Here is a 25870-nt window from a genome sequence, read left to right as displayed (position 1 = left end):
CATACCTTGCGGTCAGCACGCAAAGGCACCTCATGACCGCGTCGAAGCGCACCTATGAAACCATGAATGGGCTGAGGGGGGTCGCGGCGTTCGCAGTCGCGATATTTCACACATTCTCTTTTTTTTGGTCGGCGACCGCTGCAAGCGGATATTTGGCCGTCGATTTCTTCTTCGTGCTCAGCGGCTTTGTCGTGGCTGGCGCTTATCAAACCAAGCTGGCTTCGGGATCGCTGACCGTAAGAAGCTTTGCAATGAAGCGCCTCGTTCGCTTCTACCCGCTCTATCTGGTGGGCTTGGGCTTGGGGGTTGCTCAGGCCGTTGCGGAGAACCTGCTACATCTTGGCAGTACGATTCCGCTGCATTCGATCGGCTGGGCATTCGTGTGTGCCCTCATTTTCATGCCGGCATTCGGGAATTACAGCTACTTCATAACACCCCTCAATGGTCCATCATGGTCTCTATTATTTGAGTATTGGGTGAACGTCGCATGGGCGCCGATCGCCAAGCGCGCGTCTGGTTGGGTTTACCTAGCCATCCTCATCGCGGCGGGCGTGGCGTTTGTGTGGTGCGCTGCAGTAAAGGGGGATGCTGGGTTGGGAGTAACATGGGATACGTTGCCGGGCGGTATCGCCAAGACGGTCTTCTCGTTCTTAGGGGGGGTGTTGATCTATCGATATAGGGACGGCGCGCATGGCCGTGAGACCGGATGGGCGATCATTCTAATGGCTGTTCTGATGGCATTGTTGTTTTTCAAGCCGACAGATGCCTTCAGGTTGGCTTACGACCTCGTTTTCGCGCTCGCCCTCTCGCCCCTCATTGTCTTTTTGGCATCAACGATGGAGCCCCCACCCGCCTTTCGCCGCGCATTTGCTTTGCTAGGCGAGCTCTCTTTTCCACTGTACGCCATTCATATGCCAGTGATTGCCGCAGGAATTGTCGTGACCCGGTATTTGCATATCCCGCCTTTCGCAGCCGGGGTGATCGTGCTGGCGGCTGCGCTCACTGCGGCGTGGGTGGCGGGCAAGGTCGATTTTAGGATCAGAGTATACCTAGCGCGATCCGTGGCGCCTCCATCACTGCGGCCGCATCCCGAGCCTCGCACTGGCTGACGATCAACTATTCCGACCGCCTGGCTTCCACATATTGCGACAACAGCGGATCATGGTTGAACCGGTCGGCATGGCTGTCGAGGAACCCCAGCTCCGATGCAGGGTCCTTGTATGTCGAGTGCCTCGCATCGCTGAAACCCGCCAATGCCAAGGCGCTCAGCATCTCGGCGCGGGAATAAATATATCGATGCCCGTGTTCGTAGAAGGTCGAATTCACGAGATCGCACGGGATGATTCCGGCGCTCACGCTGGCGCCCAGCCAATCGAGATCGGGGGTGGCGATACGCAGGGCGCCGCCGGGTTTCAGCACGCGGTGGCACTCCCGCAGCATGATCGCGGCATCCGCCTTACTGATATGCTCGATGAATTCTTCAGTGAAGATGAGGTCGATCGACGCATCGGCGAAAGGAAGCGTCCTTGCGAGATTCATATAGGTATCGGCGCGGGGATCGAGGTCGGCCGTGAGCGCGCCTTCGATGATGTTGCCGCCGCCGCCGAGGTTGAGCAGCTTCACGCCCTCTTTCCGCTTCCATCGCTCCCGATATCCGCGGGTGACGGCGGGGCCGATCACTGGCCAGATCCCCGGCACCTTCGTCGCGGCGAACCGCGCCAGCGCGTGGACCGTGCCGTAACGCTGGCGATAGCGCGCCAGCTTGCCGAAAAGGCCCGCCGGTGGTGGGGCGGCGAAGACGAAGTCGCTGCGTGCGTTCATGTCGGGCATGCCTAATCGCTGCTCCTTGGGGATGCAATTGTCACCGGCTCAGGGCCGCGCGGTCTTCGGTCAGGTCGGCGCGAACGGCGATCCAGTTCGACTGGATGAAATTGTCCGCCGCGAAGTCGTACTCCGCGAACTCGACCCGGTTGGGAAGCAGCCGACCGATCGCCATTCCCGGTGCGAGCATGTCGTAGAAGTCCTTCAGGAAGGTCCGCGAATAGATCGACATGTAATTATATTCGAACTGGATGACGTCGATGCGTCCTTCCGCGATCATGCGCGCAAAGCCCTGCAGCACCCCCAGGTCGTGTCCTTCGGTATCCACCTTCAGGAAGCGAATGCGATCGATGCCGAGGTCGCGGCAAAGATCGTCCCCGGTGCGGCGCTCGACCTCGACCGAGCTGACCGCGATCGCGGAATCGCCTTCCATGCTCACCAGCGAGGAGAGATGGGGGTTGTCGGGCGTATAGTTGATGGTCACGCTGCCTGCCTCGTTCGACAAGGCGTAGCTCAGCACTTCCGCCGAGGTCCCCGCGAGCGATTTTTTCAGCTTCTCCCGCACCGGGGGAACGGGCTCGAAGGCAAGGAGGCGCGCCTGGGGAAGGTGCGGCACGACCATGGCGCTCCAGTCCCCGATATTCGCGCCGACGTCGAATATCACGGGTGCTTCCGTCCGGCGGGCGAGGATTGTCCGGAGGACCCATCCCTCACCATTGGCGCCGAGATCGTTCTCGATGTTGCTCCACGCCATGATGTAGCGCCGGCTGAAGCGGTACAGCATGTCGCTAAGGGGAGCCCGGGTGCCGGCGTGCCACGACATCAGGCGCTGGAACGAATCTCTCAACGTGCTTACCCCCTGGGTGGATGGGGGCTCTTAACCGGACTGGGCCTCATACGACCACTCAGAAAATCCCCAACAAGCGTGGTCGCGTCTTTTTTACCGCCGCGGCATCTCGTGCCTCGCAGCGGCTGACGATACCGATCGCCGCGCCATAGCGATCATTCGCGGTTTCCAGCCGGCCCGTCTGCTCGACAAAGCCCGATTGCCATGGCCGCGCATCGTCATGCCCATCGGGCAGTTTGGCGCTTTCGGGCATCACCGTCGGGGGGACGCCGCTGAGCCAGCTAGTCGGCAACAGGGCCGAGCAGGGCGACGCATTTGCCTGAATGACGGTATGAGCGCAGCCGGCAAGCAGCGCGATCGGCAGCATCGTTGCTGTTGCCGCCAGGCGCCTGGTTGATCGCATCGGTTCCCTCCTTCACGGTCGTGTGAATGGCTTCCTCAGCCGTTTGAGTATTGCCCAGGGTCTGGACGGCGTCATGACCGCTTGCGATCGCGGCGCCCTGCTGACCGGCCGCGAGACGCGCCTCGGCGCCGGCCGTGCGCGCGCTGTTGCACGATCGCAGCGCGAACAAGCCGGCCAACAAGGCGATCAGAGCCGCGGCCAGCGCGATCCTTACCCATGTGGCGGTGGGGAGTCCGGGCATCATGCGACCCCCTTGATCTTCTCGGCGAATTTGAAGCCGTAGACCGTGCCCGCCCAGGCCAGCGACATGCCCGCCGCGGTGATGTCGAACCGGCCGAACATCAGCGGCTGAAGGATCATCGTCCAGGCGACCGTCGCATTGGTGATCCAGTCGAGCGTGGGCCGCGCCAGCCGCACGAAAATCTGATACCAGGCCCGCTCGCGGATCCAGTGGTCGGGCATGTTGATCGCGCTGATCGGTGCGGCCTTCGCGGCCTCTGTGCCGGAATCGATTCCGTTCATCACAGCCTGCCTTTCGACAATGCCCAGAGCGCCACACCACCCGCCGCCAGCCATGCGATCACCGGAGACCGGATGAGCCAGCTGCCCAATCCGATCGCGCCGTCCCGCTTGTTCTTGTCCGCCTCCAGCATCATGATCCGGTCCTCGAGTCCCTTGACCTTCGCGGGCAGGCCGGCGGCGCCGGCCACCCGTTCGGTGAGGCTGTCGATCTTGGCCGACATGGTGTTGAGGTTGTGGATGAGTTCGCGGAGCTGGCCCTTCATCTCGCCCAGCATCATTCCGGTGGTGTCGAGTTGGTCGGTCATGGGGCCACATCCCCGTGGTCGAGGACGCAGGATCCTAAATTGGGAAGTGTCAGGCCAGAGGGGGGCGTCGCGCCGTGATGGGCTTCAACCGCTTTTGCAGCCAGCCGTCGATTAGGCTTCCCAACCAAGCGGTTGCCAGCAGGGCGATCAGCAGGGAAGCGCCGCCCAGTTGAGGCATGACGTGGGTTTTCCGCACCACGAATATCCCCATCGCAATAAGGGGGGCGTGGATCGCGTAAAGCGGGAACGATATCGCGCCCAGCCAGGCAAAGAGCGGTCGAAACGCTTCCGAAGGCTCGACGCGCGACGCTGCGAACACGATCACGGGCGATAGCATCAGGGCTGTCACAACGTCGTACGCCACACGCTGCGACGGTGACGGTGCCGCAAAGAGCAAGATGAAGACGACCAGCAGCGCCAGCATCGACCATGGCGCGCTCGAGCGCCCCACGGCCGCCCTCGTACGGTAGATCAGGAGTCCCATCGTGAACGAGAAGATCGTCCGAGCGATGCCTCCGACAATGCCGTCCCAACTCGGCCCAAGATTCGCGTTGCCAGCGCTGATCGCGAAGCCCGCAAACACCGCGCCAGCGATCAGCGCCGTTACCAGCTGCGCTGGCGCCGTGAAGCGCCGCGAGATCGTCGCCCAGACGACGTTCACCCAGAATTCGTACAGCAACGACCAGGCTGGCACATTGAGCGGCGCGATGTTCGTGAGCGACGTTCCGACCGCCGGCAAGAAGAGGAGCGCCGACGCAATCGCGCCGGGCACACTGGCGATCGGTAGCGCGTTCTCGCTGCCTGTTCCCTGCTGCGCCAAGACCTTCACAATCCCAAGCGCCAGACCCGCCAGATATAGCGGGTAGAACCGGATGAGGCGCATCGTCGCAAACCGCGCCGTGGACAAGGACCCCTCGGCGAACTTTGCTCCGTACGCGTCCGCCAGCACGAAGCCGCTCAGCACGAAGAAGATATCCACCGCGAGATAGCCGCTCAGGGCCTGCTCCGGCCAGAATGATGCATGCATGTGGAAGATCACGACGCAGATCGCAGCGGCGCCGCGAATGCCATTCAGCGTTTCGTATGTCGTGCGTTTGGTCAATCCCGCCCCCGCTCCAAAGCGGCGCATAGCGGACGACACCCATCACTTCCACCCCGGTTTGGAATGCCACGGTTGTCATTTCAGGCTCTCCGGGCACGTCGATGAGGCAGTCATGCTGGACCTCGGGCGCGGGTGGGGCTATTGGGGGTGAGTGACTCGCATCGTCCAATCAATCTGGCGCTGGCTTTCCGGACCGTGCCCCGACTGCAAGCCGGGCCAGCAATGCGACGCCCATTTCTGGTTCTGATCATCAGAGCCACCCGCGCTGTCGGATCATCCGGAACATGCGCAGTGCCCATAGCTTGTTGAAATAACTGTTGCCGTGGAGCTGATCACCGCCAGGCGGATTGACGCCGGCTCCGCTTGAATAACCGCCGCTGCGCATGCCGCGCGGAATAAAGCCTTTCAGTGTTTGGCTGGTAAAGGCCGCGATGGGGCTGGCGTAGCTGATCGTGTAGGTGCCCGCCCCGCCGATCGTACCGCCGGTCTGGTTGACGATGACCGCGGTCACGCCGAACACGTCAGGGTCGAGATACTTGCCCACCGTGATTGTACCGCTCGCCACGGCCGAGACCGTTAGCACGCCACCCGTGGCGCTGCCGCTGATCACAGCATCCATGTCGTACGTATCATCCGAGGTCGGCGAAAAACCGATCGTCGCCATTTCCTCCACCGTCGGCGCTGAGGTCAGATCGACGAAATAGGCGCCGAAACGCTTCTTCGTCGTCTGGTTCATATCGACCATGATGACAGCGCCGGCCGATGACACCTGGTTGCCCGCGTTGCACGACCCGACCAGATATCGCCTGTCGACCGGCAACATGCGCGTAATTTGCCGGTCGATCATGTCAGCCACGTCGGTTGCCTGCGTTACGCCACTGCCGGCGATGTTGTTTTCGAGGATGCCGGCAAATATTTGGTAGCGATTCCGGCTCGTTTCCGCTTGCGTCGGAATGAATGGTGTGCACGGGTTGATCTTGACCGCAGTGCCGCCGGCGTTGCGGGTGAAGGTCAGACCGGTGACCGCCGTACCTGCGCCACCGGGCCGCACCGAGGTGAGAACACCCGCGACGCCGCCCAAACTCCCGGCAAGCGGATCCGTGCCATTCGTCGAGTTGCAGGCGATCGTGATCGGCGAGTTGGTCGCGTTGAAGTTGCGGATCGCCACGGCCGTGGTCGTTGCCGGGATTTCATCGCCGATTAGCGAAAGCAGCACCGGAGAGCCGCCAGCGCGCATGAAGATTTGGCCTGCGGTCTGCGTTGCGACACCGTTGTTGGTGACCGCCACGCCTAGCAGGGTCTGTAGTTCAGCCGATACGCTCCCCGCGGCATGGTTATAGTCGATGAGACTGTTGCCCCAGATGTCGACCAGATTGAGCGGCTGACCGAGCACCGTCCCGGTCGCCGCTGCCAGCGCGGCCGTGATCTGAGCGGCAACATCGCGGGTGATCACCACGGGAGTTTCCGCCATTGGTGGTATAAAATTCCCCCGCGCCACCGTGACGTTGTCGACCGTCACCGGGTTTGTCGTCGCATTGTAGATGTTGATGACGATGCCCGTAAAATCGTAGGGCGTCCCAGACACTGTAGCACCGCTGGCAGGGAAGGTCGCTTGGTAGACGCCGCTCCCGTCGGCGAGCGTGTGGATCAGCATGGGGCGCACGCCTGGCGCATCGAACGCCTGCGTAAACGAGCCGTTTGCAAGCGCCTTCAACAGATAGAAGGAGGTCGACAGATTGGTCGCCCGGAAACGAATCGTGTAATTCTCGCCCTGCACTATGGGAGCGAAATAGTTTCGGATCAGACCCGTGCCGGTCGCAATGACGGTCAATATATTTGGGCTTGGGATCGTGGACGTGAAGGTCACCGGGGCAACCCGATTCATCACGCTATCCACATAGCCATTTGTCGATCGGGTGTCCTCGGTATTGTTGATCAGCGCCGGGATACCGCGCGCATATTCAGGGAAATGCACGCCAGTCATCGCGCCCCCGGCGCTATTGGCGGCCTTGATCTCGGTTTTGAAATTGTCGGTTGTCGCCTGCAGCACGACGTCCCGCTTGAAATAATTCGTGCCCTCAAGCGTCAGGTCATGCGTCGCCAGAACTGTGTTGCTGGCGTCCCGCTCCTGATATCGAACATAGGTGGGGAGGACCGAAGGAAGACCCGTCAGACGGGTGATGAGCGTGAAAGTGCCGCCCGCATCTCGCCGAGCGAGGTCGGCCGGGTTGAGGCGGACAACGGTTTGTGCGCTGCCATTTTGCGCGATCGAACCCGTGCCGGCCGTTGTCAGCGACGTATAAGCTAACAGTCCGTCCAAGCTATCGATGCGCATCCGCATCGGCGCAAACCGGTCATTGAAAATTGGCTGCACGGCAGCGACCGCAGCAGGCGCGGCAATGATAGCCGCAATATTCGTCGCGCAGGTGTTGACCGACGCGATGTTCGTTGCAACCGTTCCGACATTCGCGATGGCACTAGCGACCGTGTTGATGTTGGCTGCATTCCCCGCGACCAAGGTCACATTCGCGGCAATGCCGGCGACAGTGGTCACGTTGGCGGTGATACCCGCAACCGAGGTCACGTTCGCCGCAATGCCCGCCACGGTCGAGACGCTGGCCGAAACCCCCGCAACCGTCGTAACATTACCGCTGATGCCGGCCACGGTCGCGATATTCGCCGCTACGGGCGCGAGCGTGCTGACATTGGCCGCGATGCCCGCAACAGTCGCCACATTCGCCGAGATGCCGGACACCGTCGAAACCGCTGCCGCGACACCCGAGACCGTCGAGACCGCCGCATGAATGCCCGCGACGGTGTTGACGTTGGCGATCGACCCCGCGACCAGCCCGATATTCGTCAGCGCCCCTGCCACGCTCGGAATGTCGCTTCCGGCAATCAGGCTGTCGCCCACCGCAACGATCGAGGGGACGTCCGACAGCGGAATCTCCGGCCCCTCCGCGTCCTCGCCGCGCGGCACTTTCAGCGCGCGCGTGCCGAGATCATGGTTCACCAGCTCGCGGATCGCCGCGCGGCGGTTGATCGTGTTGACCGTCGAGAGGTTGTAGGCGCCCTGATCGGCGAACTCGCTCGCCTGGAGGTAATCCGGCTCGGAGATGAGCAGGATCACCGCCGCATTGGCCGGCGCCGAGGTGAAGGTCACCGTGCCGGAGACGTCGCCGAAGGTGACACTATAGTCGGCTGGGTGGGCCTTGCGGATCCCGTCGACATAGACGCCGATGTCCGTCGCGGCGACGATCGAGAAATTGAAGGCGAAATCGGTTTTCGAGCCGGTGCCCAGCTGGGGTTCGCTCGAAACGTTCGGACTGATTGCGGCCACGCGGCACCTCCTGTGATGAAGGTGGGATACGCGGTGGCGGGAAAGGTTTGAATCGATCGGCCGGCCCGGGAGATCGACCGCTGCGGTACTTTCGATTCCCTATTTCGTCACCCCGCGGGAGGTCGCGCGAGAACCTGACAGCGCAACGACGCCGGAAAGCTCAGACCGGTATCGAGCTGTAATTACGGTGCCACGTGCAACAATCCCTAAACTCCGTTCGACTTTTGTCTCTTCAAAGCGAAAAAACGATGCGGGGAAGTCCGGCGTTACACTTACACCAGAAACCCCGCCTCACGGAGTAAAGGGGTAATTGCACGTGTCACCGTTATTTCAGATCCACCAAGCACAGCAGCCCGAAATTCGATGCTCCGGCCTCGGAGTTCGCGCCGTCCGCCAACCTCGACCGTCTACTTGACTTTTTCTCGCTCACTCATTCCTGGTGGAGCTGGAACGCGCTGAAGATGAGGGGCAAGCGCCGGGATGGAAGCAAGATTTTCGTAAACCAGATCAAACACGGTGGGTTCGGCATCCCGAACCCAATACATGCCATTATATATGCAGCTTCGTAGTACGCCTGAATCCTTCTTGTACATGCCGGCCATTTTGAGGAACAGAGGCCTGTCATTTTTCCGAATGATAATCAGGCAAGCTGTATTATGAATTGGTTCTTCGTATCCACCATATGTATCATTGCGGATAAACGGTATAATCTTACTATAGTCATATTCATATGAATCGGATGATTCATAAAGATCATCTTTAATGGCATCCAGCGCAGTGCTTAGGCGAAACCTGCATCCTCGACATTCCGTATCGAGATTCGAAAAAACAGAGTCGAAATAGCGCGTCCTTACACTGCTGGGTGCGAGTTCGATAAATTTCCTGTTCCAGCTCGGACTCGCCTCGAAGACGACGACGTACATGAACGCTGCGCTCAGGAGCGAGACAACGGCAACAATGACATGACATGTGACACGGCGAGCATTGCCAATCATGGCGTGCGTACTCGTTTTGTTCGACCGGCTGTCGGTCTAGTGGGCTTCCGAGCAATAGGCAAGCTCCAGGTTTTCAGCGCGTCGGTTTGACGCTTCGCTCCTATGAGCTCCGCATCACGCTTATGATGGCCCTTGGCTGATACCGCGAGATCAGTGTGAGTGAAGATATAGGGCTTTCCCTTCGCGTTTCCGCCGACATTATAAGCTTTGTTGAGCTCCATGATCAGGAACTTCGCCGAGTTGAATTGTGCCTTACTCAGTTCGCGATCGGAATAATTACCGAGAAAAGCAATTCCGATATTGCGCGCATTCTGGCCGGATACGTGGGCACCCATATATTTCAGGGAGCGCCCCTCATAGATCGTTCCATCTTCGTCGATAAAGAAATGATAAGCGACGTCGCCCATCGTGTCGTAGGGCTCAGGCGGCCCCAAATTCCGGGCATATCGGGCCGCATAGTGCCAAGCGGTTTCCCGGCCTCGATGAAGATCGTCCACAGCCTGCGGCGTATTCAGCGACCCCGTGTGATGAAGCGTAATTCTATCATAAGCGCCATCGTCTGCAGCAAGGTCTACCTCCTTTTCGATATCGGGATTCTGCTTCCAGGCTGGCGCTGGAACAAATTTGGGCAATGCCGCGCCCTTTTTACGCTCCGCTTCCCAGAAAGCGGGAAATCCGGTGTAATCGAGGCCGGCCGAATTGCTTGGCCGCTTCCTCTCCAGCTCTTCGACAGAACGCTGCCGTCCGGCCGGCGCAGGCGGCGGGAATAGGGGAGACAGCACAGTTTCCAGCACCGACTTGCCGTCCGTTCCAACCGTGGGGCGGCCGTTCGAGTCGAAGGTGATCCGCTTGTCCGCGCCGGCGGAAGCGTTCCTCAGAACGCCACCCCCCCGAATCTGGGTAGCAAGGCCGAAATACGGCCCGATGACGTCAGCGACACGCCGCTGCAGGGCCGCAACGCCTGAGGGTGTTTCCTGGCCGAGGCCGCGCTGCAAGCGCTGAAACTTGCCATATTCCTCCTGCGTCACCTTGCCGCGTATTAGTCGCAGATCCTCCTTCGCGAACGCGGCCGGGTTCTCCGACGCGATGATGTTCATCATCAATGACATCTCGCCGCCTGGGGCGATTGGCGTCGGGTCGAGATTGGCCTGCGCCAGGCTCCGCAACGCCCGATCGGTTTCCTCGTCGAGATCGCGGCGCACAGCGGCGGGGATCTGCGTGATCGACGTGAAGCCCGACCCGATCTGTTCGGCAGTGGCGAACCCGCTGTCCCGGGCTGCGTCCTCCGCCTGTTTGCGCGAACGCTCATGCATCGAGCCGCGCTCCGCCAAGTCGTCCAGCGCATAACGCTTGCGCGCTTCGTTCCACGGCTCTGCTTCGATCGCCGCTTGAGCAGCGGCGCGAGCCTCGGGGCTGAGGGGAGAAGGGGGCTGCCCCCGTTCCCGTGGGGGCAGGAAGCGATCGACATCGTTCGCCGCCTGCGCGTGGATCAGTGGTTCGTACAGTCCCTTCTCAACCGCGAGCTGGTCATCCGGCGTCATGCTTTCCCGCACCGCTCCGTACCGGAAGGCCGTCGCCATCGGGTCCTTTTCGGTCATCTCCTCCAGGACCCGGCGGTTGATGCCCGATCGATAGGCCCTGATGGCGCCGTCGATCGTTGCCGGGTCGTCGCCCCGCAAGGCGCCCTGGGTCGCGATCGACCCCGCGCCGGTTTCGACATGCCGGTCGAACATGTCGGGATTGTCGGCATGGCGCACCGCGTCGTCCGCGGCATTCTGCTGGGCGAGAAGGCTCTGGCGGTCCTGTTCGACCGCGCTCTGCGCAGCGCCAAAAGCCTGCAGCCCCGCGACTTCCATCGGCAGGCGCGCACCGACCGACCCTTCATAGACCGGATGCAGTTCGGCCGGCAGCATGCCCAGGCCGCGCTTGTACTCGGCATTGAGCGCCTCGATCGCCGGTTCGACCGACAGGACGGCACCGAAGCCCTTCTGCCCCTCCAGCTCCGCCCACACACCGCGGCACACCGAGGAGAATTGATTCCAGCCGATCTTGCAGATCGCGTCGTCGCGGATTTCCTCCGGGGAGGGATGCGGCATCGACGCGTGCAGCGCCTCGTGGCTGGTCGTGTCGATCGCCTGCGCCACGGTGCCTGGCACGACCGGCTGCCGGGCGGCATCGGCCGCTATTTTCCGCGCCCTGACCATGGTCTCGGCGCTTTCAGCGCCCGCGGCGCCAAGCGTTCGCATCCCGGCGCCAAGCGCCTGCAGGCCCGTGCCGGAATAATCGCCAGCCTGGAGCCTGGCGTCGGTCAGGCCGGCAATGCCGACCCGGTTCTGCTCTGTGGGGACCGTCGGCATCTCAGTGTGCCGATCGCGTGTTGGGGGAAATGGCGGCCATGGGCTCCTCCTTGGTTTGAAGGAGGGCTTAGGACGGCGAGAACATATCTTGAATCGACCGGCACGGCCGGAGATAGATCCAGAATGCGACCTATTATGGCGTTTGTCTGTGCGTCCTTGAAAGCTGTGACATAGTAATCCTTCCGAATCGGGGGGCGAAACGTTCGGGCGGGAACGGCTCCTTGAAGGCTTATATCGTCCATGCGAGGACGGTGGCGCGAAGATGGGGAGCGGCCGGATGCGACAAACTACTTTGTCCGTGGCGCTGGAGGTCAAGCCGGAGAGCCATGACAAGCTGTCCGCGCTGATCGACCGGCTGCACGACAGCGGCTCGACCGGCAGCGCGGCCGCCGGCGACTATGCCGGTTTCATGGCCGGTGTGCCCTCCGTCCACTTCCTGTCGATGAGCGTGTTTCCCGGCGAGGATTACGATCCGCTGTTCGTGCTGGAGGCCAATTTCGACGGCAGGCCGAGCGTGTTCTGGGGCCAGCTCGAGGCGGCGATCGGGGACGATCTGCGTGGCATGCTGCGGTGCTGCAAGCGCCCGCTCGATCCGGACGGTCCGCTTTACGATGCGGTGACCGCACCCGATTCCCGCGCGCCCATCGCGCCCTATTTCGAGGCCCGCTCGATCGAGCCGAGCGTCTATCACCACGGCAATCGCGGCATGACCCGCGACCGCATCCTGACCGAGGGCGCGCTGTTCCGCGCGACCCGCACCGAGATCGCGACCGCCAACGGCGCAGGTCCGAGCCCCTATCGCGGCGAGGTGACCCCGGCCGATATCCATCGCCATCTCCGCGCCGCGCTGCTGCCGGCTTTCCCCTGGCTCGCCGAGCGCGCGCCAGCGCGCGTCCCGTTCCTCACCCGCTGCGGCGATTATCTGAAGGTCGCGGTCTTTGCCCTCTTCGTCTTCCTGGCCTTGGCGTTACCGGGGCTGATCCTCGCGCCGATGATGCCGGACAACCGCTTCTACCTGCTGCTCGCCTTCGGCATCATCTATTGCGGCATCCGCCTCTACATGATCCGCGAGCCGCTGCCGGGCACCGACACGGCGGGCAAGTTCAACCTGATCAGCGCTCTGTTCAAGCCGCAGACCCTCATCCTGATCCTGGTGGGCGGGGCGCTTTACGCCGTGCTCGCCCCGCTGATCACCATCGCCATCTCGCTGATGACCGGCCTGCCGCTCGCCCAGGCGCAGGCCCATGCGCCGCGCATCACCCTGTTCGGCGTGCTCAGCGTGCCCTTCTCGGTGCTGCTGATCCTGTGCTGGCTGCGCTATCTCGAACGGCGCGATTCCTCGCAGGATGCTCCGCCGATCGACGAGGAGACGGTGCGCCAGATGGCGCAGCGCGAGGACTGGATCCCGCAGAACCATATGGGCTCGGTCGTGCTGATCAAGCCGGGCGTGCTGCGCACCCTCATCGTCCGCGCCGGCCATCACGGGCTCGGCCTGGTGCTCCGCGCAATGCCGAACAGCGGCGTGCGCGGCTATCTCGGCAGCATGCGCACGGTGCATTTCGCGCATTGGGCGTTCGTCAACAATGGCAGCCGGCTGATGTTCTTCAGCAATTTCGACCAGAGCTGGGAAAGCTATCTCGACGATTTCATCGAGAAGGCACATGCCGGCCTGACCCTCGCCTGGGGCTGCGGCGTCGGTTTCCCGCCGACTCGTTTCCTGATTCAGGACGGCGCCAGCCATGGCCGCAAGTTCAAGGCCTGGGCGCGCCATTCCATGGCGGTCAGCCGCTTCTGGTACAGCGCCTATAGCGACCTGACCGTCGACCAGGTCGAACGCAACAACCGCATCGCCAACGGCCTGCGCAAGCCGTCGCTCAGCACGAAGGAGGCGTCCGCGTGGATCAACGACCTGTGAGCGGGACGCCGCGGAAGAAGCCGCCAAGCTGGCAGTTGAAGGCGCCGCATTGCACATTGACCCAGGGCCTGGCCGTTAGCGGCTTTGCCTCGCTGCCGATGGGGCGGGCGCTGTTCCTCGAATTCACCTGGAAGGGGAAGGGCGGCGGCGCCTGGCTCAAGACGGTGGAGGAGCTTGCGCCGGTCACCGATGCCGATGGGCGCGATGCGCGGGCGACGGCGATCGCCTTCGCCTATGCGGGCCTCGAAAAGATGAACCTGCCCAAATCGGCGCTGGAATCTTTTGCCGCCCCGTTCCGCGAGGGCATGTTCCAGGAAGACCGGCTTCGTCGCCTCGGCGATCGGCGCAAGGGCGAATGGCTCGGCACGGTGATCGAGGGCGGACCGAAATGGAGCTCGAACGCGCGGCAGCGCGCCGCCCTCACCACGGTCGAGGAAACCCAGTCGAGCGCCAAGACCTCGACCGGGCACCGCGAGGAACAGATCGTCACGCCGATTACCGTCCACGCCCTGCTGCTGCTCTACGACAAGGATGAGGACAGCGCCGAAGCCTGGGCCGGGCAGGTCGAGGCTGCGCTGAAGCCGCACGACGTGCAGGTCGTCCACCGCCTGCCGCTCGATCTGCGCCCCGACGAAAAGGGTGTCGCGCGCGAGCATTTCGGCTTTGCGGACGGCATCTCGCAACCAGTCCCGTTCGACGACGACGCGGTGGTGCTCAGCACCGGCGCGCCCGCGGTGCGCGATTACTGGAACGGCGTTCCGCTCGGGGAAATCCTGTTCGGCCATACCAACGGCCATCACGAAAAGGCGCCGGGCCCGGTCGTGCCGGACGACGCCAATGGCCAGGCCGCCGGCCTGCCCGCGCATCCGCTGGCGGAGGGCTTTCTCGATTTTGGGCTCGACGGCAGCTATATGGTCGTGCGCGAGCTGAAACAGGATGTCGTCGCCTTCTGGCAATCGATGCGCGCGAACGCTGCGCATATTCGCGAACGCGATCCGACTGGCTCGGCGCATGTCACCACCACGTGGCTCGCCGAGCGCGTGGTCGGCCGCAACACCAAGGGCGACCTGCTCTGCCCCGCCGGCTATCTGCCGCCCGACGCTTATGACATGCCGGAGAATGATTTCGGCTTTTATGACCGCGACCTGCACGGTGTCGGCTGCCCGGCGGGATCGCATGTCCGCCGCTCCAACCCGCGCGACGGCCTTGCGCCGACGCCGGCGGAAAAACAGACCCTGCTCGACGCGGCGAACAACCACCGCATCCTACGCCGCGGCCGCAAATACGGCGCGACGATCAGCGTGCCGCCCAAGGAGGACGGAGTCGATCGCGGTCTGCTCTTCATCTGCCTCAACACGGATATAGCCCGTCAGTTCGAGTTCGTGCAGCAGACCTGGCTGCTCAACCCGAACTTCGCGACCTTGTTCGACGAGACGGATCCTCTGGTCGGCCCCAAGGGCAAGATGACGATCCACGAAAAGCCGCTACGCCGGATCGTCGATGTCGAAACCTTCATCCGCATGGCGGGCGGCGACTATTTCTTCCTGCCGAGCATCCCGGCCCTCCAATATCTGGCGCTGCTATGAGCATCCTGTCCTCCACTCAGGTCCTGCGGCCGGGGCCCACGGGTCTCAAGCGCTGGCTCATGACGAAGGTGATGGCGGCGATGCCGTTCGCCTTCAGGCTACTCCGCTGGCTGAAACCGATCCCGCATTTCGGCAAGACCTACGCGGTAACCCGCTATGATGACGTGCGGGAGGTGTTCGCGACCGATCCGGCGTTCGGCGTGACATACAAGGACAAGCTCGACGTCATCATGGGCGGCGAGCCCTTCTTCCTCGGCATGGCGAACACCCCACAATATCAGGCGGATACCGCCGCGATGCGCAAGGTCGTCCGCCGTGAGGACCTCGCGCACCTGGCCGCTGATGTCGAGGCACGCGCCGAGGCGATCGTGGCGGGTGCCGGCGGCAGGATCGAGGTGGTCGACACGCTGGTGCGGCGCGTCACCTTCGATTTCCTCGCCGACTATCTCGGCGTGCCGGAACCGCCCGGTGGCGACCTGCGCGTGTGGGGAACGCGCCTGTTCGAATATCAGTTCGTGGCCAGCGATGCGCCGCTGGTGGCGGAGGTCGAGGTGATCGCCCCGGCGCTCCGCGCGCATATCCAGAACCAGATCGAAAAGCGTCGCGCCAAGCCCGGCACCGACGATGTGCTCGGCCGCTGCCTGACGCTGCAAAAGGCGGGCGAGGCCGGGTATAGCGACGCGCAGATCCGTACTGCGTTGATGGGGTTCATCGTCGGCGGGCCGCCCCAGCCGCCGATGGTCGTACCGCAGGCGATGGAGCAATTACTGCGCCGGCCCGATGCGCTAGGCGGTGCCCAGGCGGCGGCGCGCGCAGACGACGATGCGCTGCTGGCCGGCTATGTGCGCGAGGCGATGCGCTTCGATCCGCTGGCGCCGGGCCTGCCGCGGATCACGCTGCAGGACTGGACGATCGCGAAGGGCACGAAGCACGAGAAGCTGGTCCCCGCCGGCTCGACAGTGCTCGCCGCCTTCGCCTCGGGGATGCGCGACGGGCGCCGCGTGCCCGATCCGGAGCGGTTCGACCCGCGCCGCCTGCCGCACGAATATATTCACTTCGGCTATGACCTGCACCAGTGCTTCGGCATCCACATCAACAACGCGACCTTGCACCTGATGCTGAAGCCGCTGTTGAAGCGCCAGAATCTGCGCCGCGCGCCGGGCGCGGCGGGCAAGCTGCGCAAGAGCGGTGCCTTTGCTGAATCGCTGACGGTCGAGTTCGACTGAAGCTGCGTGATTATGCGAGCCGGGCTCGCTAACGACGCCTGATGGCTTCCCTCGAAATGATCGTCGCCGATATCGCGGCCGAGATGGCGGATGCGCCCGACCGCGGCACCGTGGCGGACTATATCCCCGGCCTTGCCGAAATCGATTCGGGCAGGTTCGGCATCGCCGTGATCGAAGCGGACGGCACCTGCCACAAGGCGGGTGATGCCGATGAACCCTTCTCGATCCAGAGCATCTCCAAGGTGTTCAGCCTGACCCTCGCGCTGGGCGCGATCGGTGACCGGCTATGGGACAGGGTCGGGCGCGAGCCATCGGGCAGCGCGTTCAATTCGATCGTCCAGCTCGAGACCGAATCCGGCATCCCGCGCAACCCGTTCATCAATGCGGGTGCCATCGTCGTCGCCGACATGATCCTCGGCGCGCACGAACCGATCGAGGCGATCGGCGAGATATTGCGCTTCGTGCGGTCGCTGGCGGACGACGACAGCATCTTCATCGACGAACGCATCGCCCGGGCGGAACAGGAGACCGGATTCCGCAACATCGCGCTGGCCAACTATATGCGCGCCTTCGGCAATCTCCGGCAGCCGGTGGAGCGGACCCTGGGCGTCTATTTCCACCAATGCGCGCTGGCGATGAGCTGCCACCAGCTTGCCCGTGCCGGCGGTTACCTCATGGCTGGCGGCATCAACCCGGCGACCGGTCATTCGATCGTGTCGACTCAGCGTGCACGGCGCATCAACGCGCTGATGATGACATGCGGCCATTATGACGGGTCGGGCGAATTCGCCTTCCGCGTCGGCCTGCCGGGCAAGTCCGGCGTCGGCGGCGGCATCCTGGCGATCGCGCCGGGCAAGGCGTCGATCGCAGTTTGGTCTCCGGGACTCAACCCGCGTGGCACCTCACAGCTTGGCGCACTGGCGTTGGAACGGCTGGTGCAGCGGACTGGCTGGTCGGTATTCGAGCCGTCGGGCGGCTGACACCGAGTTCATTCCGAAGCGCCGTCAGCTCTGCTTGTTCAGCGCCTTTATCTGAGCGTTCATAAAGCCCGCCTGGGATGCGCCGCCCAGTGCCGTTGAAAATCCGTCGAAGATTCCCTTCACCAGCGCGCCGCTCGCCTGCGCACGGTTCGCCGCCGCCTGTGACTTGTAATTGAAGGCATTGATGTCGAAGCCGCGGGTCCGCTCGTTACCGCCCTTGTAGATCTGGGCGATGTCCTCGGCACCGATCATCGCGGTGTCCTTCTGGATGTCGACCGGCGATCCGAAATTCAGGTCGACACCGTTCGCAGCCATCGCCGCGAGTTGGGCGCCCTTGGTCTGAGCGATCTGCCGGGAGCGTTGTCGTGCTTCGAGGTTCGTATTCTCGATCGAATCGCGCGCCTGGTCATTGGCCAGCCTGGCGTTCTGATCGGCGATCTGCGCCTGATAGCGATATTGCTGGGCCTGGCCGATGCCGGAGGTGATGGCGCCGGCGGTCGAGACGACGGTCGCGGCGATGCCGAGCGTGACGGGATCACACATCAGCGCGCTCCTGCGTAAAGGGGATAAAGCGGGTGCCGGCGATCATGATCACCTCCTTTCCGATGGTGAAGCCGATCCGCTTCAGGAAGCGGACGGCGCGGTGATTGTCCTCCGCTACTAGGTTCTCCAGCATCGGAGTTGAATCGAACATCGTCGACAAGATGTGCGGCCCCCAGCGCAGCATCGTGCGCGGGTGCCGGTAGATCGCGTCAGAGCCGAGCATCCAGGGCGATCCCTCGCCAAACAGGGCATTGGTCACCACCAGCCCGAACATCGCCTCGGGCCGTCCATCGACTGTCGCGGTCAGGCACAGTGAGGAGGACAGCAGCCCCGCCCGGAGTGCCTGTCTCGGCGAATGCCCCATCGCCGCGCACTCGACCCTGTCCGCCGCGCGCATCCGCGACGCGATCGGACCGACATGGACCGGCGTGGCGCCGATCAGCGCGATCCGCTTATTCGGAGACGGAGGGGTCGAGATAGATCGCACTCACGGTCATCGGCAGTGGGTCGTCGGATCGCACCACCATGCGCGCGCCGCCATTGATGTCGGCGCGCAGATAGGTCTCGTACAGGCCGGTCATCAGCGCGGGCGGCTGGCCAGGCAACTCGTTGATGCGCGATCGCAGCTGCTCGAGCTTTGCCTCGGTCGGCCCCGCTTTCACCCCGCGGCTGTCGATCAGCCGGATGACGGCCTTGGCCTGGGTCTGCGGCTTGGCGATCGTCCAGCCGGCCTGGCCCTGATACGCCAGCGGTAGCGTCTCGATCAGGGCCGTGTAGGGCAGGCCGATCGTCACCGTCATGGCGGCGGTTTGCAGCTCGACCGTGCCATCAGTCACAACAAGGCCAGTGATGACCCCTCCATCCGCGAGCGCCGACACGGTCATGCCCTCGAGATGACCGAGATTGCGCAGCACCGTCTGCGGCTCCTCGAACTGATAGGTCACTGCGCTGTCGAGGAAGCAACTATTCTCGACGGCGTCCCATCGGGTGGCGGCCATGCGCTCGATCAACAGCTTCTCGCCGCGGCGAACCGTCAGGTAAAGCCGGTCCTCCGCCCCTTCCGACACCACGCACACGCTCTCGACGATCCCGGCTGTCTCGCACAGCGTCCAGCCCCAGACCTGCTGCTCCTGCTCCCAGGTGAAGCACAGCAGCTTGCCGTCGTTGCGGACCGCCCAGATCACCGATCGCGGCTCCTGCGCATAGGCCCAGGCCTTGATGTCAAAGCCCCGGAACAGGTGCGGGGAGAAGATCGTGACGTCGTTCGAATTGATGCTGTCGGTCGAGAATTCATAACCGAGCGTCCGCACGCTGTTCCCGACGCTGGTCTGGTAGAAAACAACGCTGTCGATCACCAGCGGCGAGAGCCGCGACGAGCCGCGCCCGTTCTGGCGGCGCGTGACGAAATCCGTCGCGGTCAGATAGCCCGTCTGCCCGCCCTCGATCTTGAAGATGGAATCGGACGTGAGCGCCAGAAGGCTGGTCGTGGAGACCAGCTGGTTGACGGCATTCACCCGGCCGGAGACCAGCGCGAAGGACAGCGCGTCGCTTGCCTTCAGGGGACGCGAGATATCCATATTCTCGAAGCTGCCCGAGCGGGAGCCCCATATCGCATTCGGGCGGTTGTTGGTCCGCCCCCAAAGCAGCCGCTGCTCGAAGAAGGTCACGGTCGAAGGGTAGTCATCGCTGCCGGGGAAAGGGTTGTTCCCGACCGGCGGGCCGTCCGAATAATCCGGGCCGATATTGTCGTCCGTGAAGCTCGCGGAGGTCGTAACGCCGATATAGCCATATTCCTGCGTGTTGTCGGCCTTGTAGACGCGGTACCGGCTGGCGCCGGCCACGGCCGACCAGCCGAGGAAGTTGTAGTTCTTCTTCAGCGTCAGGTCGTTGGTGGCCGTCTGGGTTGCCGATGCCCGGCTCTCCTGGCCGGATACGTCGTCGACCGCAGTGACGACGTAGTTCGCGCTCTGCGGAAAATAGGAGTCGCCGCTGGTCACCGAGTTGCCGACAATGGGTGTGACCCCGAGCCCGGTCGGTGCCGCCAGCGTCGGCGTGAAATCGATCGATGAAAAGGTCCAGTCGACATGATCGGCCCGCACCAGCTTGGTCGGCGCGTGATTCAGGTGCGCGAAATACATCGTGTCTGCCGACTGTTCGAAGTCGACCTCCTGGAGTTCGGCACCGTTGAAGGGCGAACCGACGCGGTAGAGGCGGGCGACGCTCATAGGTCCGGCTCCGCTACCTTGTTGTGCGAAAGCACGCCGGCAGAAACGTAAGTGCTGGCGTCATCCACCGTGATGCGCGCCACCCAAGCTTCACCATCCGGTTCGCCGATCGCGTCCATGCGAATCCACGCGCCGTTGATCCAGAAACGGTGGTCGCCTGTCGCGCGCGGATAACCGTCCGCCTTGAAGACACGGCGCCAGATCAGCGTGATGGCGGCGACCGGATAGTCGCCCCATTCCATCGTGTCGCGGTGCTGGGTGTGGATCAGGATGCCGGGCTTGAGCAAGCGAGCCTCGCGTTCGATCCCGCCGGCCATGAGGACGGGCGTATCGTCCACCACGCAGCCGCCGCCCCCGCCGCCATAGCCGCCGCCACCGGTATCGGGTGGCGGCGGCGGCGGCGGCGGCGGCGGGACAGGGGGAGGCGGCGGTGGCGGAGGAGGCGCCGCAACCCGCGTGATTCCGCCGGTATCCCCGCTGAAGGCGGTGAAGCCCGTCGAATTGATATCGACCGTGAAGTGCGCGCTATCCCCGACGGCGGTCACGCGACCGATCATGCCATTGAGTTCAGTCGTTCCCTCGACGCCCTGGAAATAGACCTGATCGCCAACAGCATATTCGTGATAGGCGGCCTGGATCGTCGTTGCGGTGCCGAGCGTGATGCCCGCAATCGTCAGCTTCTCCTCCAGCACCATGCCGCCGAGCGCAGCCGGACGCATATAGCCCTGGCCCATTTCGAGCGCGTAGGTCTGGGTGAGCGAGAACTGGAACGGCATCAACCGGACGGGTGCGGAATCGTCAAAGACCTCGGCCACCAACCGGGTGCCCGGCCGCTTGGTCACGCCGCCATATTTGAGGATCATGACATTGCGCGCGCGCCTGAGACCCGTCGCATAGGCAGCGACATCGACGCGGGAGATCAGGTCCTCGGCAAGCTCGCCCTTGGAGAAATTCGGCTGTCCGGTGCGCAGCGGCATCAGTTCGCTCCAATACCACCGCCGTTCCCGGCGCCGCGCACGGCCGCCACTTCGTCGGGCGTTCGCGCATCGCGATGGGGCTGGCGGTTGATGTCGTCGGCAATGGCGCGTTGCGCGGCCACCTCGGCCTGCTGCAGCAATTGCCCCTTGGTCTCCCGACTGTCGCGCAACGGCACGGCAAGCCGGGCGGCGAGCGCATAGGCAAGCGCATCGCTGAACAGGCCGGGCATCTCAGCCTCGGCCACGTCCCGGGTGGTATATTCGAGGATCGCGCCGCGCATCTGGCTGAACAGCACGCCATCCTCGATGATGAAGGCCTGGGCCAGCACCGGCACGGCGGGCAGGCTCGCCGCCCCGCCCGGCCAGCCGCCAACGGGTGGCACGAGGCGCTGTGCCGTCGCCATATTCGCTGGCAGGGCGTAGGCGTGCGCCCATTCGCTCGCCCGCGGATTGACGCTGAGTTCGGCAAGCGTCGCGACCCTGGTGGCGAAGCTCCAGTCGAAGCGTTCGAGCAGCAGCTTGAGGCAATGCGCGTAATAGCGCCGGCACTCGGCCGCCTCGGTGGTGGGTTCGTCGATATCGGCGATGGGCGGTGCGCGAAGCTCGCCAAGGGCGAGGTTGCAGACGGTGATGCTGATGGCCATGCAGCGGGATTAGGCCAGCCGGATCGGAGTTTGAATCAACCGCCCCGACTCGGGAAAAATCCCTGCGTTTTGGTGCGTTGGCATGGCACAGGGCAGTTGACGAAACGCCCGGAAACGTGCGGATAATCGCGCATCGAAAAAGGGGAGAGAATGCAGGACCGTGATCTTCTGGAAGGCGAGACGCGCGAGGTAGGCCGGCGTGTGCGCGAGCAGATCGCGCGTCGCCGCATCTCGCGCCAGGCGCTTGCGGATATGGCGAAAATCAGCTTGTCGACCCTGGAAAAGGCATTGTCCGGCGGCCGCCCCTTCACGCTCGCGACGACGATCCGGCTGGAGGAAGCGCTGGGCGTCACGCTCCGCCCCGTCGCGCCGCTGCCACCCGCCCCGTCCCATGATCTCGCGCCCGAAACCATGGGCGCCTATGCCCGTGCCGCAGTGCGCTGGATTGAAGGCCGCTATCTGACGCTCAGGCCCAGCTTCGGCAGCCCTGGCGACATCTTCGCTTATGTCACCACGATCCGCTGGATCGACGAGGCAGGGCATCTCGGCTTTGCGGAATCGCAGCGCATGGACGCGCGGTTCGAACAGGCCGGGCATGTCTCGATGCCGAACCTGTCGGGCCATATCTATCTCGTCACCAACGTCGCCGGGCAGCACCGCATGGCGATCCTCGGCCGCCCGACGATCGAGGGCGCGCTGTACGGCGTGCTGACCACGCTCCAGGTCGGCACCGGCTCGCAGCTCGTGCCGGTCGCCTGCCCGATCGCGCTGGCCAAGCTCAGTGGCGAGGCCGATCCCGTCATCGGACGTATTGCGCCGGGCGCGGCGGAGCATCGCGACTATCGCGAGCGGCTGGACGTCGCGACACAGGGCGATTTCGTGCGCTTCTATCGATAGTCGATGATGGTGGGAGGGTGTGGTTACGCTCCACTCCCCGAAGGACGGGTTTTACAGACCCGCTGCCGGAACTACCGGCTTTACCCTCCCGGAAAACATACTGGACGGGCAGCGCGAGATCGCGGCCGGGTCACGGTTTTCCGAAGGGAGTTGAAGCCGATGCTTCGCCAATCCAGATCGTCCCGCTTCCCGGGACGCATGATCACGCCCCGTCAGTCGACGCGGTAATATCGATAGCTGGTGTGGCTCTGGACGTTCATGGTGCGCGGCGCCTGCCACAGCTTGCCGGGCCGGTCAATCGACGGCGTCGAAAGGGGCTTGCATCCGTATCGCCGTTGGGGACGTATAGTCAGCATAACATGGTCGCATCCGTCAGCCCGTGCCGCTTCGCGCCATGGGCAAAGAATGATAGGATCCACGCGCTGCCCCGATCGCGGGCGGCGATTGCGGGGCGAGACCATGGCTGTCCGGAACTGCATTCTACCGATCTGCATCGCAATGGCGTGTGCTCTTGGCACCGCTGCGCCCATCGCCGCCCAGACCGATCCCACCGCCGAGCTCGACATGTTGTCGCGGGACTCGGTCCAGACCGGGCCGGGCATCGCGCTCGCGCGCCGGCAGATCGGTGAGGGGGATCTCATGGCCGCGGTCGCCACGCTCGAACGCGTGCTGATGGCCCATGGCGATGCGGACGCCGCCTTGCTGCTTCACGCGACCCTGCTCTGCCGCCTCGATGATCGCGACGGCGCCCGCGCCGAGCTGGCCGCGCTCGACCGGCCGGTGCCGGGTCCGGCCTGGGCCGAGATGATAGCGGCCTGCGGCCCGATGCCGCGACCCGAAACGGGAGGTTGATGCCATGAATCGCTTCGTGCCCCGCAGCGCGACCGCGCGCACGCTCCTCGCCGCCACGGCGCTCACCCTTGCCGGCGGTTCGTTCGCCGCGGGCGCGCCGGAGGTGATCGGCATCAATGCGGCCGTCCTCAACAATGTCAGGATCCGTCCCGCCGGCACGGCGGTCGCGCGGACTGCGGTGGTGCGGCAGCGCGTGGCGCTCGCCGACGAGGTGCAGACCGGCGGCAAGAGCCAGCTCCAGGTGCTGCTGCTCGACAAATCCACCTTCACCGTCGGCGCGAACGCGCGGCTGACGATCGATCGCTTCGTCTACGATCCCGCGCGCGGTGCCCGGTCGGTCGGCGCCTCGGTGGTCAAGGGCGCCTTCCGCTTCATGTCGGGCCGGCCCGATGCGAAGGCGAGTTCCTCGATTCGTACGCCGGTCGCCACGATCGGCATCCGCGGTACGATCGTCGACGGCGTGGTCGGTGAGGATGCGGTGCGCATCGCCGCCGGGGAGCGGGGCGTCGGCCCTAACGTCCGCAGCGATCCCGCCACCGCCTCGCTGATCATCCTGCGCGGGCCCGGGCGTGGTGCACAGGGCAGGGTGCAGCCGGGCATCATCGACGTCATGTCGGGCGGACGAACAGTGACGGTCGACCGGCCGATGCGTGCCGTCTATGTGCCGCGTCCCGGCGCTGCGCCGATCGGCCCTTTCATCATCTCGCCCGAGGGACTCCGCGAGGTCCAGGCGCTGATCTTCCCCTCGCTGGCGCCGCGCTTCGGCCTCGCGCCGGAAATGGCCGGCCAGCCCTATTATCCGGTCGAGGACCGCTCGCGCCCGCTCCCGCCCTTCGTGCCAGGGCGCGGGCCCGCCGGTTATCCCGGCGGGTATCCGGGTGACTATCCAGGCGGCTCGACTCCCGGGCCGCAGGGGCCGGGCAGCTATATCCCGTCCTTGCCGCAAGGGGGTTTCGAGCGGACCCGCAGGCCGCAACCGCAGACTCAGTCGGGGCCGATGACCGTACAGCAAAGCCCGACACCGACGCCAGGAGCCGGCCCGAACAGCATCCAGGCGCCGACTCCGACGCCCACGCCAACGCCGACCTATACGCCGACGCCCAGCCCGACTCCCACACCGGTACCCAGTCCCACTCCGACGCCGTCACCCAATTATCCGCCCGGGCAGAATCCGAACAACCCGAACGGCCCGCCATGATGTGACGGGCCGCCGGGCGAGCCGCCTCAGCGGCGGGGCGTATAGACCGGAAGCTGGATCTCGTCCTTCTCGACGCTCGCCAGAGTCGCGGCCAGCCCCTGGCGGTCGCGCGGATCGGTCGCCTTGGCGGCCAGGTCCTTGAGGATCGTGGTATAGGCCGTCTTCATCGCGCTTGCGGCCGGTACCGCAACGTCGGGCTTCACGCCGACATGCTCCCAATTGGTCCCTGTCACGGGATTGATCGCGCGGCCAGTCGGAATGAAGGCGACGAACCCTTGGCCCAGCGGCACATAATCGCCCGGATTGGCGCCGCCGCCGGTCGTCTCGCCGACCAACACGCCGCGCTTCTGCGTCTGCAGGTCATAGGCGCATTCCTCCCCGCCCGAGAACGTGTCGTGGGACGTCAGCACATAGATCGGCCGGGTATAACGCACGCTCGCCACCGGGCTGGTCCAATAGGCACGGGTCTTGTCGTCGGGGCGATTGTAGATATCGTTCAGGTGTCGGGCATCCCCTTCTGCGAAGAAATGGCTGAGCAGCCACGCGACGCTTTCGGGCTCGCCGCCGCCATTCTGGCGCAGGTCGATGATCAGCGCATCGGTGCCCGACAACAGGGTGATCGCCGCAGTATACGCTTCCGCCACGAACGCCGTCGGGCCGAAGCCGCGGATATCGAGATAGCCGACATTGCCCGGCAGGCGCTGCACGCGGTTGATCCCGAAGGCGCGCTGCGCCACCTCCTGCCGGCTCCGCGCGATCTCCTCGGCGGTCATCGGCTTGTCCTCGGCCGGGCCCGGCCTGAATTCCGGCTCGAAACGCACCCGGAAATGCCCGTCCTTGCCGATCTCGCGCAGGTCGTTGCTCAACGCCTCGCCAAAGGCTGCGTTGCTCGCGGCAGCCTCATAGTCGCCGTGCCGCAGCTTCGCCGACAAGGCGGCGGCGACCTTGGCCGCGGTGTCGGGAAAGACATATTGGCGCTTGAGCTCGCGGCCCAGCGTCTCGACCACGGCGGCCCGGGTGGCGGCCGTGACCGGCGCGTCAGGCGGTGTCTGGGCCGGCGCGGCAGCTCCCGCGGTGACGCTCAACACGGACAAAAGAGTAAGGGACAGGCGCATTGTATCTCCTAATCGATTAG

24 protein-coding genes are annotated in these 25870 nt (G+C 64.1%); 8 read left to right on the top strand and 16 right to left on the bottom strand.

Annotation, left to right across the window (positions count from 1 at the left end):
* Window positions 1-32: 32 nt before the first annotated feature.
* Entirely contained in the window at window positions 33-1109 is a 1077-nt protein-coding gene (locus WC729_RS06250) for an acyltransferase family protein (protein ID WP_372850625.1), read from the top strand.
* A gap of 7 nt (window positions 1110-1116) precedes the next feature.
* On the opposite strand, the gene WC729_RS06245 is transcribed toward WC729_RS06250, so the two are convergent.
* The 10 genes from WC729_RS06245 to WC729_RS06200 form a co-directional block, all read right to left on the bottom strand.
* Window positions 1117-1821, bottom strand: coding sequence for a methyltransferase domain-containing protein (locus WC729_RS06245; protein ID WP_372850623.1), 705 nt, complete (start codon window positions 1819-1821; stop codon window positions 1117-1119).
* A 40-nt stretch (window positions 1822-1861) separates the two neighbouring features.
* On the bottom strand, window positions 1862-2668 hold the full coding sequence (locus WC729_RS06240) for an FkbM family methyltransferase (RefSeq protein WP_372850621.1): 807 nt from the start codon (window positions 2666-2668) through the stop codon (window positions 1862-1864).
* 58 nt (window positions 2669-2726) lie between these two features.
* Entirely contained in the window at window positions 2727-2921 is a 195-nt protein-coding gene (locus WC729_RS06235) for a hypothetical protein (RefSeq protein WP_372850619.1), read from the bottom strand.
* 28 nt (window positions 2922-2949) lie between these two features.
* On the bottom strand, window positions 2950-3315 hold the full coding sequence (locus WC729_RS06230; RefSeq protein ID WP_372850617.1) for a hypothetical protein: 366 nt from the start codon (window positions 3313-3315) through the stop codon (window positions 2950-2952).
* The gene (locus WC729_RS06225; protein WP_372850615.1) at window positions 3312-3593 is read right to left on the bottom strand and encodes a hypothetical protein; all 282 of its coding nucleotides are present in this window, start codon (window positions 3591-3593) and stop codon (window positions 3312-3314) included. The genes WC729_RS06230 and WC729_RS06225 overlap by 4 nt, the downstream gene beginning before the upstream one ends.
* Window positions 3593-3898: a hypothetical protein gene (locus WC729_RS06220; RefSeq protein WP_372850613.1), complete on the bottom strand. Its 306-nt coding sequence runs from the start codon at window positions 3896-3898 to the stop codon at window positions 3593-3595. The genes WC729_RS06225 and WC729_RS06220 overlap by 1 nt, the downstream gene beginning before the upstream one ends.
* 49 nt (window positions 3899-3947) lie before the next feature.
* A complete protein-coding gene (locus WC729_RS06215; RefSeq protein ID WP_372850611.1) occupies window positions 3948-5000 on the bottom strand; it encodes an acyltransferase family protein in 1053 nt (350 codons plus the stop codon).
* Window positions 5001-5250: 250 nt separating this feature from the next.
* Window positions 5251-8340, bottom strand: a complete 3090-nt coding sequence (locus tag WC729_RS06210; RefSeq protein ID WP_372850609.1) for a hypothetical protein — start codon at window positions 8338-8340, stop codon at window positions 5251-5253.
* Between the two features lie 407 nt (window positions 8341-8747).
* Complete coding sequence (locus tag WC729_RS06205; RefSeq protein WP_372850607.1) at window positions 8748-9263, bottom strand: hypothetical protein; 516 nt, start codon at window positions 9261-9263, stop codon at window positions 8748-8750.
* Window positions 9264-9331: 68 nt separating this feature from the next.
* Entirely contained in the window at window positions 9332-11692 is a 2361-nt protein-coding gene (locus tag WC729_RS06200) for a peptidoglycan recognition family protein (RefSeq protein WP_372850605.1), read from the bottom strand.
* Between the two features lie 277 nt (window positions 11693-11969).
* Here WC729_RS06200 and WC729_RS06195 point away from each other — a divergent pair, with 277 nt between their 5' ends.
* From WC729_RS06195 to WC729_RS06180, 4 genes are read left to right on the top strand one after another with little or no spacing between them, the layout of a single operon-like run.
* Entirely contained in the window at window positions 11970-13607 is a 1638-nt protein-coding gene (locus tag WC729_RS06195) for a hypothetical protein (protein WP_372850603.1), read from the top strand.
* Window positions 13589-15193, top strand: a complete 1605-nt coding sequence (locus WC729_RS06190) for a Dyp-type peroxidase (protein ID WP_372850601.1) — start codon at window positions 13589-13591, stop codon at window positions 15191-15193. Before WC729_RS06195 ends, WC729_RS06190 begins: the two co-directional genes overlap by 19 nt.
* Window positions 15190-16419: a cytochrome P450 gene (locus WC729_RS06185; RefSeq protein ID WP_372850599.1), complete on the top strand. Its 1230-nt coding sequence runs from the start codon at window positions 15190-15192 to the stop codon at window positions 16417-16419. Before WC729_RS06190 ends, WC729_RS06185 begins: the two co-directional genes overlap by 4 nt.
* A gap of 41 nt (window positions 16420-16460) precedes the next feature.
* Window positions 16461-17399 (top strand): glutaminase, encoded by a 939-nt coding sequence (locus WC729_RS06180; protein ID WP_372850597.1) that lies wholly within the window; start codon window positions 16461-16463, stop codon window positions 17397-17399.
* 24 nt (window positions 17400-17423) lie between these two features.
* Here the strand turns inward: WC729_RS06180 and WC729_RS06175 are convergent, their stop codons facing one another.
* From WC729_RS06175 to WC729_RS06155, 5 genes are read right to left on the bottom strand one after another with little or no spacing between them, the layout of a single operon-like run.
* Window positions 17424-17942 (bottom strand): hypothetical protein, encoded by a 519-nt coding sequence (locus WC729_RS06175; protein ID WP_372850595.1) that lies wholly within the window; start codon window positions 17940-17942, stop codon window positions 17424-17426.
* The gene (locus WC729_RS06170; protein ID WP_372850593.1) at window positions 17935-18339 is read right to left on the bottom strand and encodes a hypothetical protein; all 405 of its coding nucleotides are present in this window, start codon (window positions 18337-18339) and stop codon (window positions 17935-17937) included. Before WC729_RS06170 ends, WC729_RS06175 begins: the two co-directional genes overlap by 8 nt.
* A 55-nt stretch (window positions 18340-18394) precedes the next feature.
* Complete coding sequence (locus WC729_RS06165; protein WP_372850591.1) at window positions 18395-20167, bottom strand: hypothetical protein; 1773 nt, start codon at window positions 20165-20167, stop codon at window positions 18395-18397.
* Window positions 20164-21144 (bottom strand): hypothetical protein, encoded by a 981-nt coding sequence (locus WC729_RS06160; protein WP_372850589.1) that lies wholly within the window; start codon window positions 21142-21144, stop codon window positions 20164-20166. The genes WC729_RS06165 and WC729_RS06160 overlap by 4 nt, the downstream gene beginning before the upstream one ends.
* A complete protein-coding gene (locus WC729_RS06155) occupies window positions 21144-21788 on the bottom strand; it encodes a hypothetical protein (RefSeq protein ID WP_372850587.1) in 645 nt (214 codons plus the stop codon). Before WC729_RS06155 ends, WC729_RS06160 begins: the two co-directional genes overlap by 1 nt.
* Window positions 21789-21938: 150 nt before the next feature.
* On the opposite strand from WC729_RS06155, the gene WC729_RS06150 reads away from it, so the two are divergent.
* From WC729_RS06150 to WC729_RS06140, 3 genes are all read left to right on the top strand, one after another.
* Complete coding sequence (locus WC729_RS06150; RefSeq protein ID WP_372850585.1) at window positions 21939-22685, top strand: multiprotein-bridging factor 1 family protein; 747 nt, start codon at window positions 21939-21941, stop codon at window positions 22683-22685.
* 498 nt (window positions 22686-23183) lie between these two features.
* Window positions 23184-23537, top strand: a complete 354-nt coding sequence (locus tag WC729_RS06145; RefSeq protein ID WP_372850583.1) for a tetratricopeptide repeat protein — start codon at window positions 23184-23186, stop codon at window positions 23535-23537.
* A gap of 4 nt (window positions 23538-23541) precedes the next feature.
* Window positions 23542-24735 (top strand): FecR domain-containing protein, encoded by a 1194-nt coding sequence (locus WC729_RS06140; RefSeq protein ID WP_372850581.1) that lies wholly within the window; start codon window positions 23542-23544, stop codon window positions 24733-24735.
* Between the two features lie 26 nt (window positions 24736-24761).
* Here WC729_RS06140 and WC729_RS06135 read toward each other — a convergent pair whose 3' ends face one another.
* Complete coding sequence (locus WC729_RS06135; RefSeq protein ID WP_372850580.1) at window positions 24762-25850, bottom strand: S41 family peptidase; 1089 nt, start codon at window positions 25848-25850, stop codon at window positions 24762-24764.
* Window positions 25851-25870 lie beyond the last annotated feature (20 nt).

Origin of the sequence: Sphingomonas sp., assembly GCF_041661825.1 — a bacterium.
GTDB lineage: Bacteria > Pseudomonadota > Alphaproteobacteria > Sphingomonadales > Sphingomonadaceae > Sphingomonas.
Note: the sequence above shows the minus strand (reverse complement) of the source record. Positions and strands in the feature narration are given on the sequence as shown.